A 17,432-nucleotide genomic window follows, 5' to 3' on the forward strand; every position below is an offset into this window, starting at 1 on the left:
CATGCGATACTTTTTTGTAGCCAATGCTCTTCATCGACGTCATGAACGTTCGCTCAACCAGTGCCTGAAGTATCTTGAGTCATTGGGTCACACCGTAGAACTGGCTTATACCCGTTATCCTGGGCACGCGAAAGAACTGGCATACAGGGCGGCTCTGGAGGGATGGGAATGTGTCGTGGGGGCTGGTGGTGATGGCACTCTTCATGAGGTGCTCAATGGGATTATCGGGAGTCACTGTCTTCTTGCCCTCTATCCCATGGGGACGGGAAATGTCTTTGCCCGTGAAATGCGACTTCCTACTTCCTGGAGAGCCATTGCCCGCATGCTTGATGAAAGACATACCATATCTCTGGATGTGGGGAAGGCTAACGAGCGTTTTTTTCTTTTGATGCTGAGTGCGGGCTTTGATGCCTATGCCCTTCGTACCCTTTCTGTTATGGAAGGGTCTCAGCGAGAACGGGGCTTGCGAAAACTCTTTGGGAAATTTGCGTATGTGGTTGGGGGGCTTCAGGCCTTAGGGAAGTATCGGTTCCCGATGATTACCGTGGAGATAGGAGAAAAGACCCATGAGGCATCTTTTGTCCTTGTTTCCAATATTCAGCGGTATGGCCGTTACTTCAAAATAACCCCCCGTGCCACTCCAGTGGATGGGAAGCTAGATGTTTTTCTGTATCAGGAAGTAGGGACCTGGAACCTGCTACGGCTTGTGTGGCGTGTGCTCTCCACAATCTGGCAACCCTATGGGACTACTACCCTCTTTCGCCGGGAAGAATCTCTTCAATGTGAGTCTCTTCGATTGACGGCAAAAGAGAAGGTTTTCTCCCAACTTGATGGCGAACCCTTTGATACCCTTCCCCTGACGATAACCATTCATCCCAAAGCCATTCGAATGATCCTTCCAAAAACCATCCATCAGAAGTATAGAGAGAGTGAGAGGAAAAGTTGATGACCATTCGTACGGAAATCCACCATATCGATCCCCATAACTGGCTCATTTTTACTAAGGGGGCTTATCAGAGAGCTTCATCCCCTCAATGGATCCGGGCTATTTTCTGGCAGGATACCATATATCCCTATGAGGGTAAACCGACAACCGAACCACACTCTTTTCTTCTCTTTGTTCCAGAAAATGAAAACGAGTGCCTTCTCTGCCTCAAAGAGGCTTGTCTCACGCAGGGAGGAAGGGAGGAAATCGAATGGGCCTCTGCTGCCCTCACGGCCTCTGAATGGGGAATAAGCGACAAAAACGTCATAGAGTTTTTTTCTTCTCATATACCCCTTCTTTCTCAAACACCCACCTTCTGGACCTGGATGAAAGATCATCGATCTCTCATAGCCAAAGCCGTTCACTACGGTATCTCTCTTCGACTTCTCTACGAGTGGAAAGATGATGAAAGCTGGATAGACTGGCTCACCAGTGCTATGGATTGTCTCTGTGCAAGTGGAAATCAACTGAGACAGATAAGGCAGGGATTTTTGAGCCTGAAAAATGGCAAAAACTGGTCTCTACAGAAAATTTTAGAGGAAGTAGACTGGGGGACCATACAAACTCTTCCAGAAGGTCCATCAAAACGGCTTGAGATTCTCATGAGGCGGCTCAAAGCTTTGCGGTATCCCCTTTTTACCACGTTAGAGGGTAGGCTTTTGTCCATTGCCACCGCTATACGAAAAAAAACTGGCTGGACCCTGTCCTGGCCTGATTTTCTCGAGGGTGATAGCCTTTTTCTTTCTTTTCCGGTGAGAGAAAAAAGAGATCTTGTTTCCCTCGACGAAAAGAGAAAATCTATTGAAAAAGAACTCGAAGAGGCGCTTGCTATTCTTCGGGGGGAGAAAAAATGATTGAGCGCCTTTTTTATGACCCCGGCGTAGAGATGGCCAGAGTAGAGGTGATATCCTCTCGACTTGGTCTTTCAGCCGTTGAGGCTACCAAAGAGGATCTCATAGAAAAGGTCAAAACCCTTCCTCTCGAAGAAAAATTTCTCTGGGGGAAATCCACCCTTTTTCTTACGAAGCAAAAGGGGCGTTTTCTCAAGAAATGTCCTGGTTCTGTGGGGGTCGTATGCTGCAACTATTACACCATCAATACCATCAGTGGATGCCCTTTTGATTGTACCTATTGTATTCTCCAGAATTATATTGAAAACAACCCCTTTATCACGGCATTTGTCAACAGGGAGGATATGATCCCAGAGATTGCTCATCATCTTTCCCGTTTTCCAAAGCTTCGGGTTGGGACGGGGGAACTCACGGATTCCCTCGCTCTTGATCCAGTGCTGGAAGAGAGCCTTTTTTTTCTCCGGATGATCCACGAACAGGGATGGGAAAACCGTATCACCATTGAATTCAAAACAAAATCCGCCGAAATAGATGCCCTTCTTGAAGCCCACAGGCGTTATCCCTCTGTTGATGTGGTGGTAGGATTCTCTGTCAATGTTCCCACTCTCACCGCACGTGAGGAATACAAAACCGCATCTTTTGAAAAGAGGCTTTTGGCCATGAGTCGTCTTCAAACAGGTGGAATACCTGTGGCCATTCACTTTGATCCGATCATTATGCTCGAGGACCTTCTCCCCGCCTACAAACAACTGGCGAAAGAGATTTTCTCTTGCTTAGACCATCGTCTCATTCGATGGATAAGTCTTGGTGGCTATAGGCATACGCTAAGCCTTGCTCCTCTTATTGAAAAGAGGTTTTCGGGTTCTCTTCTGTTGGCGGGAGAAATGTTCCCCTCGGATAGTGATCACAAATATCGATACCTCCAGCCCCTTCGACGGGCTTTCTATCAGGAAATCATTCGCACCATTCAGGGTGTTTTTCCTTCGGCTCCTCTCTATCTCTGTATGGAAAAGGCTTTTCTCTGGGAGCTTACGGGGCTTTCCGGGAAGGCCTGTCCTGAGTGTTTTGGGTAGGGGGCTTTTGGAAAGGGGTAAAGGGTTTGTGGAAGGGGGTTTTTAGATCTCCAAAGCGAATGTGAGGAGATGAAATGATAGCGCACATCTCCCGCTAACTGGTTGTTGTGCGAGGGGGAGAATATTCCTCTGGTTTTGTATTCATTTCTTAATTCCCTCCTTCTTTGCCGCTGGAGCACAAAACATGCGTGGAAATTTTCATTCTTCTTGATTATATAAATTATTCAGTGTTTGTGCAAGACTTCGAATATTTGAAAATCCCATCTCACTCGATAATATTGAAATGTCATATTTTTGAGCGATTTTAATATCTTCTAAAGAGAGATAATTTCCGTGAATAAATATCTCATTTATCTGGTCTTCGTCTTTTATATATTCTCTTTCTTCCGGGTTCTGACTTGCTATAAGAAAATCATGATACGCTTTTTCGATAATAGGCTTGGATTTTGTTTGAATACATTCTATACAGGAAAGTATTTCATTAATTTTCTCTTCAAGACTTTCCCTGTTCCTGTAAAAAATATTTCCATTTGAGTGAGCAGCGTCGTTTCTCTCTTTAACAATTTTTGTAAATCTACCAATTTCTGAATTATCTAAGCCGATGAGTTTTAAAAATCTGAATACAGTACTCTCATTTACCTGCCATAGAGCAAATGGTGTTGTAGCTTTTATCAATTCATTTTCCATATCTTTACTAAAACCCATCATCGCTTTTTTGAAATCTTCAGCACAATTTTCCTTGATCTGCCATATTTCAAAGTAAACAAAGCACATAAAGAGCATATGATACGCCAAAAAGGCAAAGGGATATTTTTCAGCGTTGTAGTTGGTTAAGAAGGAATCCCACAAGAAATCAACATACTCTTTTTCTGTTGGATTCTTGTAAGAAATTGGAAGAAACTCAAATATTTTCTGTGCTTCTTCCATATCACCCCTCCTAGACTTTTTCTATTATTTATTTTGTAGGATTCACAACTACCTGATAGACTCACATAACGCATCATAATGCTCTTTATCATTATTTTGCAGTAATTCAAAAACAACTCTTATACAATCATGTAATTCCTGAATATCAGGATGATTTCGAATATGTTCAGGATTTTCTTCATGAGAATACTCATCGAGTAATTTTAAAACCGTTTGTTTTTTATTCTGCTCAACAGATTGGAAAAACAGTTTGCATTTATCTTTAAATACCTTACCATCAGGGTATTTATAAAATAAATATGCTTCTAAAAAACGGCGGGCTATATTGGGTAGAATGTAGAGCATCTCAAAATTCGCTTGATCATTAGAATCTGCGAATTTCATAAGAATACTGAATAAATAATTATATTCCGATCTAAATCTTCTCAAGATATCTGGCAGGTTCTCTATTCTCGAAATTTTGCCGCCGTTTTGAAGTATCTTTTTGATCAGGTAATAATTTTCTTTCTCGCTTTTTTTCTTTTTATTTGGAGTGCCATCCGGATCTCCATAGACTAAATCTTTTAAGAGATTAAAAAAATCAAAATTATGTGTAGAGATGAATAGTTGACCACAATCTTTAAGCTTTTCTTGTAAAAAGCCATAGACCTTATAAGTGTGATTGCTATCCAGGCTGGAAACCGGATCATCGATGAATACAATCGCCTGATTTACAGCAAAATTATTTTCTTCTAATTTGGTGATAAAATAAACAAGCGCAATGATATTCCTTTCTCCCGTGCTTAAGTTTTTAGCCAGAGTGTTGCCTCTGAATATTTGATATTTACCATCATCGAGTGGTTTTATTCGCAGGTGATCATCGCCGAAGAAATCATTGAGGTAACGATTAATCTTTTCCGATCCCAAATTGCATTTCAGTATTTCTTCTCTTTTGCTCTCTATTTGCTTGGTGAGCTCCTGAATACGAGCCTCCAATTCAGCAATTTCCTTTGTCTTGTCTTCAATTTCTTTTTTTAGCGTAAAATATGTCGTTTCATCGATCGCGTAAGCAGAATAATACTGAATCAATTCTTCTTTGATCTTTTCTTTCTCTTTAGACAACCCCTGTATTTTTTTATTATTCGATTGAATCAACTCGTTGATTTTATTTATCGCTTGAACGATATCATCATCCAAAGGTTTCGAGAAATCTGAATTAACAATATCGAATGGCTTCTTTTTCTTTTCCTCCAGCTTTTCTGTTAATTGATCTAATTGACCAATCAAATCAGAAATACAGTTTTTTAAGCCCTGAATTCTTTTAACATATTCTTCTTGATATTCTTCGTAAAAATATGCCTTATCGGGAAAACTCAGTTTTTCCAGTTGGATTTTATACCGCCTAATCTCTGATTCAAGCGACTGAATATCCTCAATCAATTGATCGAATTCTTTTGAAAAATGCTTGTTGAGCTTATAAAATAAATCCTCCGGAAGGGGATTTCCGCAGAATTGGCAGATAGTTTCCTGTTGATGCAAACGAAGTCCTTCGCGCACCCAATTATTTAATTGAGGGTTTTCTTTTAGCTTTTCAATAACTTGTTGAGCCGTTATCTTTTTACTAAGTAATTGATTGCATTCCTGAATGAATTGATTTGATTTTAAGTCTATTTTTATTTCCGCAATATTTTCATACTGTCGTTGGTTCCTATAAATACTTAACTTTTTATCCCGATCCGCCTCACTAAAAATTTTTTCTTTATAATTTTCCTTTATCTTACTTATTTGACTTTCCAATCTCGTTTTATCCAATTCACGGGCATTGGTAATACTCAGGATTTTTCTGATTTCGGATGCTTTATTTGTGAGAGTATTATCCAGCTTCAACTCTAAATTATTTTTTTCGCTTTGTAACTTCCGCAGAATTTCATCTTGTTGATTTTTTTCATCCGTTAATCTTTTCAATTGCTCGTTTAATTCTATCGCCTCCGCACCTAAAATGAACACAGGGTTTAACCTGTGATTTTCATCGTTCCATTTAAAATTTTCTTCCACAAAATCTTCGTTAAATACCCTGATGTTCAAGGCATGATCGGCAAGGTTTTTATGTGTTAATTCGCCTTGATCTGTTTGTATTCTACATTCCAGGTTAGGGAAATCCGGATGGATGTTTTTTAATTCAAAGCAACGGAAAAGCCTTGACAGTGTCGTTTTCCCCGAATAGTTCCAGCCATAAATAAAATTATACTGCTTAAAATCAGCGCATATTTTAGAATCCCATGTGAAATCAGAATACACACCAAACCGAGCTATTTTTTTAATCTGTCTGATCATTTCACCCCTCCCAGACTTTATCTATCACCCGCTTGATTTTTTCTTCGTAGGTTTTGATGAGTTCGCGACAGCCGTCGATTACTTTGCGCTCCGCTTCGATTTTGTCCACAATGCGCTGCTGGACAGAGAGGGGCGGGAGGGGGATTTGAATGGATCGCAACTTTTCTTGGTTTAGCTTGGGAACCGTTACACCTGTGATATATTTTGATAAATCAATGCTATTCAAAAGATATACAATTATCTCGTCAATTATTTTTGACCTATCAGGCCTAATTACATGTGCATGATTATTTACCCAATACTTTCCTGTAGCAATAAAAGCTGTTTCTTCTCCAGCGCCCCATTTTGCACCATCTTCTCCAATTAAAACGAGCTTTTCGTCAAATATATATTGGTCAATATAATCAACAATACCGGTTGCACCATAATACGGGTAACATCCAGTTTTTCTTTCGCTTTTTTCAACTGGTTTTCTAAACCGGTCTAAAATCTCACACACATCCCCCAGCTTCACCATTTTCCAGCCTTCTGACAGTTCGTCTCTTTCCTCCGGATGTTCGGCCAGATACTGCTTGAGTTCGTCGTCCAGATAGCCTTGAATATCGGGTTTCCACGAATCCACCACCTGACGGCAACCGTCAATCAGCTTCTGGTAGCCTTCAATCTCGGCTACAATCTCGCGCTGGACTTCGAGAGGAGGGAGGGGGATTTTAAGCTCTTTTAACTTTGAATAATGTCGCTTATAGCCGTCAGACTCTATTGGGTTATTTTTTAAGAAATAATAAAAATACTTTGGAATAAATTCTTCATGCGGAGACAGTATTTTTATTCCATCTGCTCCTTGTGCGAATGAAAAATCAATATATTTAACCGTGCAGGTATGATCACCAAAAATAATATAAGGCTTTGACGGATTAATGATTGCAGTTTCATCATTTGTATAACCTGAAATAAATTCTTGGGACTGGTCAATAATAGGGATTTTCCCATCAGGCAAGTATTCTGATGTTTTTAATTTCTTTGGTGGTGTAATTATATCTACTGCATCAGCTAAGATCACTTCTTGATATTTCTGTTTAGATTTACTAACAACAATTCTATATCTCTCCCCGGTCAGGTTATATTCCCCTTTTTCTGCTATCTTCTCTTTCTTGACGAGCCAGGCAAAATTGTATTCGCCAAAATTTTTTACAGGATATTCAGGATTATCAGGATTTTTGGGGGGGTTATCCTTGTTATCCTGTTTATCCTGTTTATTCACTATCGTCTTCTTCCACTCATTCAAGCACTTCAATGCTTCGGGTAAGTCATTCTTATCAATCGGTCGTCTCTGGTCACCCAGATCAAAGCCGTCATTCTCTATTTTTACAAATAGAATGGAATCAGTTTTTTTGGCAAGTTGTCTGTCCATAAATAGAATTGAAGTTTTTACTCCAGAATAAGGTTTAAATACCCCTGCTGGAAGGGATACAACTGCATACAGATGATTTTCCACAAGCATTTTCCGCAGTGTTTTGTACGCATTAGCGCTCTGGAAGATAATCCCCTCCGGTACAATAATCGCCGCTCTACCTGTTGGGGTCAGATGCTCGGCGATGTAATCCACAAAAAGCACTTCGCTTCTATTGCTTTGCACGCTGAACTTTTTGTGCGGTTTGATGCCACCTTTCGGAGTCATAAACGGCGGATTGGCAAGGATGACATCGGCGTATTCATTCCAGCGGTCTTCGCTGGTGAGAGTGTCGTACTCTATAATCTGCGGTTGCACAAAACCGTGCAAATACATATTCACGAGAGAAAGCCTCACCATATCAGGCGAAATATCATACCCCTTAAAATTGGTCAGGAGCTTTTTTCGCTCTTCTGGAGTGAGTAAATCACCGGGTATTTTTTTGCAGTTTTCTTTGAGAATGTGTTTGTAGGATGAAATGAGAAACCCGGCAGTACCGCATGCAGGGTCTAAAATCGTTTCATGCTTTTGCGGATTGACTACCTGCACCATAAAATCAATAATGTGCCGTGGAGTTCTGAACTGTCCCGCATCGCCCTGACTTCCAAGGACAGAAAGGAGATATTCAAAAGCATCACCCAGCCGTTCGGAATGGTCATAGGAAAATTCATTGATGGTTTTCAAAAAAAGTTTTAAAGTTTCTGGGTCACGGTAGGGCAGATAGGCGTTTTTAAAAATATCCCGGAATAGCTGAGGAAGATTCGGGTTTTGATTGAGTTTTGTAATGGCTTCTGCATAGAGATTCAGCATTTCATAACCGCCAATGCGGGGGTCAAATATTTTGCTCCAAGCGTAGCGTTCATAATCGCCGACAAAAAAGCTTGGTTTTCCACCAAGTTCAACTGCTTCCTTGTCCATGTCGTCCATAAACTTGTAGATAAGGGCAATGGTTATCTGCTCTACCTGACTTTTAGGGTCTGGTACTTTGCCTACAAGAATATCGCGGGCAGTATCAATGCGTCGTTTGGTTTCGTTGTCTAACATAATCCCTCCATTGTGAAAAATTTTGTTTTTTTCAATATATTTTAAATATATGTCGAAACTTATCTATTTTCTCGACATATCTGCCATTTTATAATTCCTCCTTTGTTTAGATATGGTCTTTAGTATTCTCATATAAAGACAAATCATAGTCGGCAAATAGTTTGAATAGTGGTTCATTTATGTAGATATTTTCTCTGCCAATTTTTTCAAGTTTCAAAAAACCGCCCTCAACTAACTGTTCAAGGTAACTGGATGCCGTTTGCCTGTGGACTTTTAAATCATTTTGTATAAATTCTATTTTTGTATAGGGATGCTTGAATAGATTGTTTAATAAATCCTGTGAATAAAATTTGTATTTATCTCTGATTCTGTGTTTATAATCCATCATTAATGTGTGCATGTTTTTAATAAGTTCAATAGTTCCTTTTGAAGTGAGTTCTATACCTTTTAACATGTAGATAATCCATTCTTCCCAGCTATCTTCGTCTCTGACCTTTTGCAACAATTCATAGTAATTGGATTTTGTCCGGATAATATAACTGCTGAGGTACAACACTGGCAAATCAATTAATTTTTTATATATAAGATAAAGTATATTTATCATTCTTCCCGTTCTGCCATTGCCATCGTAAAAAGGATGTATTGATTCAAATTGAAAATGTATAATGCTCATTTTTATAAGAGGATCAACATGGTGTATGTTGTCGTCGTTAATATATTCTATTAAATTATTCATTAATTCGATTATACTATTGTAATCCTGAGGTGGAATATAAACGGTCTCACCTGTATTTTGATTTTTTAGTTCTGTACCCGGCAGTTTTCTATATCCTGCATTATTTGCAACAATTATTTCCTGCAATTTAAGAATCAAATCATTGGTTATTAAATTTTTTTCTTTTAACAATTTAAAACCCTCTCTCATTGCAACTGCATAACGATGCACTTCCTTTGCCGCAGGGTTGGACATAAAATTTCCAAAGAGATTCTCTTTATATAATTCATCATGAGTTGTAATAATATTTTCAACAGCCGAGCTATCTTTTGCTTCAAGTAAAGGGAGAGTACTTATCAGTATAAGTTCATTTGGAATTGTTTTTGCAACACCTTTCAATTCTGCTAAAAAGCGATGCGCATACGCAAGCTGTTTTAAAACTTGTTTTGTTTCAACATCTGTTTTTGGAGGAAGTGGTTTTAAAAAATAATGATTCTGCATTTTACTTACCTCCTTTTTATGCTATGAATTTGTTAAGTGGCACAAAGTCTTTTATGTATTCTGGTATTGCGTCCCGCAGTTTGGGCGGTAATTTCTTGAATGCCTCACCGTAAGGAGAAACATTTAATAACGCAAAATTCTTATCATCTATAATGGCTCTGAATTCCGCATCAAGAATATATGCCTTGAAAACAGTTTTTGCGTAGGTAAAATACTCTTCTTTTGGCAAGTATCTGCTGACAAACTTGTCAAACTCTTCATCCAGCAGTTCATTTTTTGTCTTGAAATACGGAATCATGCCGAAAATTTTTTCGATAATTTCTCGCATAGAAACACGTCGGTCAATCTGTATGGATGAGCGTAGTTTTTCAAGGGTAAAGTATTCTTCGGGCTTATTGAGAATATGCTCTTCAAGGTATGCCATGAGTTCATCCCATTTACCGGCTTGGGCCTGCTCTTTAAGTAGCGGATGTTCGATGATAGTCTTCTCAAACTTCTCAAAGTACATTCTGTCGATCTTCATGCCGTCTGGTCCAATGACAGAATGTTCGAGTTTGGTTATCTGGTCTGACCTTGAACTTTCATAGCTATCAATTCCGGATGGTTCACGCACTTCGGATGCGGTTGACTCGCCTGAGCCTGGCTTTGGAAGTTTTAAAACCTCATCATAATTAAACTTTTCTTCAAAATACTCGCAGTTGGCAAAGAAATCGAACAGTTTGAAATTTTCTTTTTGTTTTTCTCCAATCTGTGTCTTCAATTGCGGGTCAATAATATCGCTGGAAAAATTATATTTACGTGTACCTCTGCCTTTAATCTGAATAAAATCAGTTGGAGAAAAAATTGGTCGCATCAGGCAAAGGTTAAGTATATCCGGGCAGTCATAACCAGTTGTCATCATACCTACAGTTACACAAACACGGGTTTTACTGGTTTTATAAGATGGGTTAAAATTCCCAGTACCTGAAAGCCGGTTATTTGTAAAATTGACAGTGAACTGCTGAGCATCATCAATTCTTGAGGTAACCTGAATAGCAAAATCAGAGCTATACTTACCCCGAAACATCTGATCAGCCATTTCATTAAGAATCTGGGTTATTTTTGCTGCATGGTTTTGCGAAACACAAAAGACAATTGTTTTTCCAATCTCACCACTAATAGGATCTCTCAAAGCGTTTTCCATAAACGCCTTGCAAAAAGCTCTGTTTGTATTTTCAGAAAAAAACTTTTTCTCAAAGTCTTTATGTATATAGGTCTCTTCTACTTCTTCGCCATTCTCATTTTGTGAAATAACCGAATAACCCTCATCAGAAAGTAATTGTGTAGTGATTTCTGTTCTTGCATCAACTACCACAGGATTTACTAGAAAACCATCTCTTACACCATCAACAAGCGAATAGCGAAAAGTTGGTTCACCGTTTTCACAGCCAAAGGTTTTATAGGTATCAAGCAAAAGGCGACGTTCCAGCTGGCGTGGGTCATTCTCACCAAGCTCTGCAGTATCAATATTTTTTAGATAATCCTTCGGTGTTGCCGTCAAACCGAGCTTGTACCCGATAAAGTATTCAAAAACCGCTCTGCTGTTTCCGCCAATACTGCGATGAGCTTCATCTGAAATTACAAGGTCAAAATCATCGGGAGCAAAGAGCCGTTTGTAGCGGTTTTTGGATAAAAACGTCTGAATGGTGGAAACAACAATTTCTGCTTTCCGCCAATCGTCACGGTTTTCTTTGTAAATAACAGTCTTATAATCGTTTTTAAGGTAAGCGACAAAGGCTTTATATGCCTGATCTTCCAGTTCAAGCCGATCTACCAGAAATAAGACCCGTCGTGCATTTCCGGTTCGCAGGAATAATTTTATTACCGCGGCAGATACAAGTGTTTTTCCGGTTCCTGTAGCCATTTCGAAAAGGAAGCGATCTTTCCCTTCTTTTACTGCATTCTGAATTGAATTGACAGCACGAATCTGATATTTTCTTAAAAATCGGAGTTTGTTTGATTCAATATAATTTTTTCGGGTTTCTTCGTTAATGTATGAGGGATCTTTCATATAATCCGGTTTTTGTGTCAGAACAATGTAATCTGTATCGACTACTTCGCTGACTAAACTGCTTCTGTCTGGCTTAAAAGTAGAATATCCCTTTACTGTTTCAGGAGATGGAAAACGACTGATAATGTGAGGATTGCCCCTTTCCAAGTCCCAGAAATAGTGAATATTCCCATTTGATAGAATAATAAAGCGACAGTGTTGTGAAATAGCATATCGGCGAGCCTGTTCCTTGCCAAATAGCGGATTTTTATCCTCGGCTTTTGCTTCTAAGACAATAAATGGAAAACCTTGATCATCGAGAAGTAAGAAATCAATAAAGCCATTACTTGTTTTTTCAAAGTTTTCTCCAAACTCGTCTAATTTCTCTTTGGTAAGCTTGACATTGTTTTCAAGAAGAACATTTGCCCTGCCAGCTTCATTATCAAAGAAACGCCAGCCAGCTTCTTCAAGGAGTTTGTTGATTTTTATCCGTGCTTTTGCTTCTTTCTCTGCCATATTAAAGCTTTCCAGATATAAATATTTTATTCCTATATTCTCTTCGATCTCTATGTATGAGATGCCTCTTGGAGATAGAGTTAAAAAATTCCCTTATTGGAAGTTGTTTCATCTTTCCAGAATTTTTACATTCTGCCTCTTGCGCAACATTTTGTAAGTAAGTGAATTTGCAAATTATAGTTAACCACATATTTTCATTATAAAGAATGATCTTAGATTTTTCAAATTAAATTTTTTGTTTTTCGAAAAATATCAATACTCTTGTGTCGTTCCACATATGAAACTGAATACCTATTTTCACATTTCCTGTGAATAGGGAAATAACCCAAAAGCTTTTTGATTACGTTTCCAACAGGAGACCTGGAAGAGGGAGAAAAGGATAAGAAGTTAACCCTGGCCCAAAAGATTTTTGTTAGCTATAGTATACAGGGAACGTTTTAGATAAACAAGTTTTTTCTGAGGAAAAATCCCCCTTTCAGGCCATAAAACAGGGGAATAAGTACGTACTATTCCCATTTTTTTACATCACATCCTGCCAGTAGACACCATCGATAGCCTCATCACGGTTATAGTAGTAATGCAAACGTACAGCAAGAACATTGGTTGCCCCTTCTCTTTTCCATACACCTACATCCATTCTCTGGTTTATGGTTCTCATCACCCGTTCTGCCCTTGAGGTTGTTCCTGGTAAACCTTCTTCACTGTCACAGGCAAACATGTCTTTTTGAGCACGTAGAAGATAATAAAAACAATGTTTATGCCTTTTTTCTTGAAATAAAGAGAGAAGATTCTGGATATGCTGCTTTCGCTGACTTTGATAGCCAAGTTTTGTTTGCCAGTCATTTTTATACCCCAAGAAACAGGCTTTTCCTGTTTCAGCGACAATATTTGTCCACTCACGAGAACGATATCTCACTCCATCAAGACGAAGAAAATGCTTCAATTGATAACTCACATGCCACAAACATCGTTGAAAAACAATACCGGAATATTTGCCCTGGTTAATCCCTCTGTCTCCATCGACAACAAGAAAAAACCGAGAAAAAGAGTGTTTTTCTCGAATAGGCTTAAGAAGTTTGTCCCAACCTGCATGGTAATTATCCACAAGAAGGCCCGCTATTCTTGTATTTTTTCCTGTCAAAGGGGAGGCTTGTTGTCTCTCCTGCAAAAGAATTTTGACCTCTTCTCCTTTTTTCTTGCTCTGAACAGGAATACCCGTTCCATCGGCCTCCCCACAGGGTTTTTCTTTTTCCGATAGGCTGAAATGTATCTTTTTCCCAATATTTTGAAGGTTTTTCCAGAGGGTGCTGAGGCCGATTTTATAGCCTGTGAAGGAAAGAATCCGGGCAGCTACTCGATAGGTGGTAAGAGCCCCAGCTAAAGCCACTCTGTAGATATCTTTCAGGATTTGTCTTTTTCGCTTTTCTACACCAAGAAGAGATCTCGTAAGAAAAAGTTTTCTTCCACACTTTTTGCATTGAATCTGGAGTTGAGGAAGAGTGATTTTTCCAAAGGGCATCAGAACAAAAAAGGTGTTTTTTCCATGCTTTGTTTTCCATATGAAGTGATGTTTTTCTCCGCAGGTACAGGTGATATGACCTTTTTTTATTTCTTTTTCTGCCGCTTCTACAGAAATCTGATACACAAATGACTCAAACACTCCTTTGATAGCCTGGAGAAAAACCGCTACCAGTGTCTCAAGTTTTGTATCAGGGTAGTCGATAGTCAAAGTGAAGGTAAATTCTTTACGCATGGGTTCCTCCTTGTGTCGTATTATCGGCCAGGGAGGAACTTTTTTTTTATCTTTCCTCATCTTCTCGTGGCAGGTCTCCTGAAAAGAACGTTACCAGCTTTTTAAAAACATTACGGCAAGATAGAGTTATTACCCTGTTTCAGCTAAACCATGGTTCTTTGCTGAAACAAAGTCATAGCCCTCGCCCAAATCCCGCAATCTGGATAGAGAAGGCCCTGTTCTCCCTTTTTTTCTGTACCCCATCGGGCCGCTTTTGCGGTGGTGAATAGAACTTTTTGTACTGCTAACGGGGAAGTCCTTCCGAAGTGAGGGCACAGGATGTGCCCGAGGCGACATCTTCTGTTGCTTTCTTCTACAAGCCCACCGAAGCGTAGCCGCGGGGCCCCCGCTTTAGCGGGGAATCGGCGAAGCGAGGTGGGCGCTATGCTTCCGAAGTCAGGAGGACGAGTTGTGGTTGCCGAAGTCCCGAGGACGAGGCAATGTCACCCACGGAGGAAGGACTTCTTCGGGAAAGAGAAAGTCTTTTTGTCTGCTCGCAAAAGCGGCCTACCATCCGTCCGAGGCGCATGCGTAGCATGCGACGAGGATAACGCCCCTTTTGCCCTGCGCGGGAGCGCTTCTTGAAAGTAAGGAAGATAAATCATATCCCATACCCCCATTTGACAAAAGGTTTTTTTGTGGTATACTATTTGTATCTCTTTTCTGGAGGATAGATATGCAAAACAGGAAAATGATACTTTTTCTGCTCATGATAGGGATTTCTTTTACAGGATGTGCGGTGTCTTCCTCTTCTTCTGGAGGAGGCGGAGGGGGAACAGGAGAAACTGCTTCCCTTACGGTGTATTTCAAAAAACCGGAGAGCTGGATAGGTGCCTACATTTACTACTGGCCAAATGGCCCTGCGTGGACGAGTTCTCCGGCCATGGAGGATGTAGGGAACAACTGGTATCGTTACACCATTCAGGGGCGAAAGGAAAGCTGGCTTCTTTTCAAAGACAAGGCGGGTGATACCACCACAAAAACCCCTGATCTTTACCGCAATCGTACCGGATGGTACTGGACCAACGGAAACTGGTACGACTATAACCCGGAAGAGCCTTATGCCTGGATTGAATGTGAGACGTATACCTTTACCAACAAGGTGGTCGTGACCCTTCGAGTAAGTGGTCTCTCGGCTACAGGGGCTTATTCTACCAACGGGTCGGATTTTCAGGTCTATAGTGATGGCAGTACTATTGAAGTGGGTGAGGGTATGAGTGTAGGCGAGACGTGTACTCTTGTGGTGATGGGATACCATACGACCGTAACCAATTCCAACACCTATATCCTCTCAAAAGGTACCGTAGAATACCGCACAGAATTAGGGGTTGTCTATACCCCAGCAGGAAGTACCTTTGCCATCTGGGTTCCGGGGAATAAAACAGTAAAACTTCGCCTTGATGGTACCGATTATGAGATGAAACAAACCAACCTTCCACGATATCCAGAAGCAGATCCCAATACCATCTACTATGTCCATGTGCCAGGTAATCACTGGCTGAAGCCCTACAATTTTGTTGTAAGTGGTTTCTTGGTGAGGGATCCTTATGGAAAAATGGTAAATGGGAGTGGACAGAATATAGTCATTGATCCTTATACGAATATCACCGACCCTGATGGAGGGTGGAGTCCTCGTCCTCCCCTTGTGAATCGTGAGGATGCCATTGTCTATGAGGTTCATGTGAGGGATTTTACCATTGATAGTAGCTGGAATGGGCCTGAGGAAAAAAGAGGGAAGTTCTTAGGGATGGTGGAACCAGGAACGACCTACGGTGGCTACAAAACAGGCCTTGACCACCTCAAGGAGATGGGGATTACCCATGTGCAACTGATGCCGGTGTATGATTTTTATACCGTTCAATATAACTGGGGATACGATCCCTGGAACTACAATGTCCCTGAGGATCAGTATTCTCAGTGGTCAACAGATCCTACCAACCGCATCAAAGAGTTCAAAACCATGGTGAATGAGTTTCACAAAAATGGGATTCGGGTGATCATGGATGTGGTGTACAATCACACCTACAATAAGAGTGTGTTTGAATACATCAGTACGCTGTATTATACCCTGAATGATCTTTCTGGTTGTGGAAACTCCATTGATGCCGGCCAACCCATGGTGAGTCGTATGATTCGAGATTCTTTAGACTACTGGGTGAGCAATATGAATGTGGATGGGTTCAGGTTTGATTTGATTGGTATCTTCCCCTACGATGAGGTACGCAAGTGGGGAGAATACCTGAATAGCAAATATCCAGACAGAAATCTCCTCCTCTATGGGGAACCGTGGAATGGGTATGCCTCTGATCCTGCTGAAAATAGCAAGGTAAGGCTTGGCAAGATGCCCCTTCTTGCTTCTGCTCATGTCGGCGCTTTCAACCCCAAGTACAGGGAAAGGCTCAAAGGAGATAACGATGGGAAGGCTATGGCCTATGCCTTTGGGGTCCAACCTGACTGGACGGGAGGAATACCAGCAGGGGTGAGAGGATCTATTATGTACAGTAAGGGTATCTATGCCCTTGCAGATAACTGGGATTCTATGTTTGCCTATGATCCGGAACAATCCATCAACTATATTTCTGCTCATGACAATCTCTGCTGGTGGGACAAAATTCGGTACGCAGGGGCCACGAACGGCGAACAGGGAACCAATATCAATAAATTTGGGATAGGTATTATCCTCACCTCACAGGGAATACCATTCCTGCATGCAGGGGATGAGTTCTTGCGTACCAAAGTGCTCAATGAGAGTAGTTCTACAGACTGGGAAAAGGCCAAAAATTCCTACAATGCCGATGATGAGGTCAACAAGATTCGCTGGAATCTCAAATCGGCCAACATTTCCGTTTTCTCCTACTATACCAACATGATATGGCTGAGACGAACGTATCCTCATTTCCGTTATACCACCTGGGATGAGGTAGATACCTATGTCAAAGCAGGCCTGACGAATGATTGGAAGGTAACCACCAATCTTCTCATAGGAACTCCTTTGGGCCAATCCGATCTTTTTGTGGTCTATAACGCTGGAGAGGATTTCACGGTAGCCCTTCCCTCAGGGACGTGGACTATTATTGCTAATAGAAACGGGGTGGCGAATATTCCTGGACAAAGTGGAAGTGTTCTGGTGAAAAAGTATGAAGTGCTTGTTTTGAAAAAACAATAAACTCTTTCCCCGCCGTGGGAGATTCCTGCGGTGGGGAAAACTTGCTTTTTTCTTGCTTTTCCCTTATACT

Annotated in this window: 10 protein-coding genes; 4 read left to right on the top strand and 6 right to left on the bottom strand. The window is 40.6% G+C overall.

Annotation, left to right across the window (positions count from 1 at the left end):
* Nucleotide 1: 1 nt before the first annotated feature.
* Genes BREVNS_RS05305 through BREVNS_RS05315 form a run of 3 tightly spaced genes read left to right on the top strand, consistent with a single transcriptional unit; the run spans nucleotide 2 to nucleotide 2,909 of the window.
* On the top strand, nucleotides 2-946 hold the full coding sequence (locus BREVNS_RS05305; protein ID WP_483428006.1) for a diacylglycerol/lipid kinase family protein: 945 nt from the start codon (nucleotides 2-4) through the stop codon (nucleotides 944-946).
* Complete coding sequence (locus tag BREVNS_RS05310; RefSeq protein ID WP_483428007.1) at nucleotides 946-1,839, top strand: hypothetical protein; 894 nt, start codon at nucleotides 946-948, stop codon at nucleotides 1,837-1,839. Before BREVNS_RS05305 ends, BREVNS_RS05310 begins: the two co-directional genes overlap by 1 nt.
* Nucleotides 1,836-2,909, top strand: coding sequence for a spore photoproduct lyase family protein (locus BREVNS_RS05315; RefSeq protein WP_483428008.1), 1,074 nt, complete (start codon nucleotides 1,836-1,838; stop codon nucleotides 2,907-2,909). Before BREVNS_RS05310 ends, BREVNS_RS05315 begins: the two co-directional genes overlap by 4 nt.
* Nucleotides 2,910-3,107: 198 nt before the next feature.
* Here BREVNS_RS05315 and BREVNS_RS05320 read toward each other — a convergent pair whose 3' ends face one another.
* The 6 genes from BREVNS_RS05320 to BREVNS_RS05345 all read right to left on the bottom strand — a co-directional run bounded on the left by BREVNS_RS05320 (nucleotide 3,108) and on the right by BREVNS_RS05345 (nucleotide 14,157).
* Complete coding sequence (locus BREVNS_RS05320; protein WP_483428009.1) at nucleotides 3,108-3,836, bottom strand: hypothetical protein; 729 nt, start codon at nucleotides 3,834-3,836, stop codon at nucleotides 3,108-3,110.
* A 48-nt stretch (nucleotides 3,837-3,884) separates the two neighbouring features.
* Entirely contained in the window at nucleotides 3,885-6,149 is a 2,265-nt protein-coding gene (locus tag BREVNS_RS05325) for an AAA family ATPase (protein ID WP_483428010.1), read from the bottom strand.
* A 1-nt stretch (nucleotide 6,150) separates the two neighbouring features.
* Entirely contained in the window at nucleotides 6,151-8,643 is a 2,493-nt protein-coding gene (locus tag BREVNS_RS05330; RefSeq protein ID WP_483428011.1) for an N-6 DNA methylase, read from the bottom strand.
* 106 nt (nucleotides 8,644-8,749) lie between these two features.
* Complete coding sequence (locus tag BREVNS_RS05335; protein ID WP_483428012.1) at nucleotides 8,750-9,859, bottom strand: Fic family protein; 1,110 nt, start codon at nucleotides 9,857-9,859, stop codon at nucleotides 8,750-8,752.
* A 16-nt stretch (nucleotides 9,860-9,875) separates the two neighbouring features.
* Complete coding sequence (locus BREVNS_RS05340; RefSeq protein ID WP_483428013.1) at nucleotides 9,876-12,404, bottom strand: DEAD/DEAH box helicase family protein; 2,529 nt, start codon at nucleotides 12,402-12,404, stop codon at nucleotides 9,876-9,878.
* A gap of 520 nt (nucleotides 12,405-12,924) precedes the next feature.
* Complete coding sequence (locus BREVNS_RS05345; protein WP_483428014.1) at nucleotides 12,925-14,157, bottom strand: hypothetical protein; 1,233 nt, start codon at nucleotides 14,155-14,157, stop codon at nucleotides 12,925-12,927.
* A gap of 715 nt (nucleotides 14,158-14,872) precedes the next feature.
* Between BREVNS_RS05345 and BREVNS_RS05350 the strand changes: the two genes are divergently transcribed.
* Complete coding sequence (locus tag BREVNS_RS05350) at nucleotides 14,873-17,362, top strand: alpha-amylase family glycosyl hydrolase (RefSeq protein ID WP_483428015.1); 2,490 nt, start codon at nucleotides 14,873-14,875, stop codon at nucleotides 17,360-17,362.
* Nucleotides 17,363-17,432: the final 70 nt, after the last annotated feature.

The organism is Longinema margulisiae (assembly GCF_025266855.1).
In the GTDB taxonomy this organism is placed as follows: domain Bacteria; phylum Spirochaetota; class Brevinematia; order Brevinematales; family Thermospiraceae; genus Thermospira.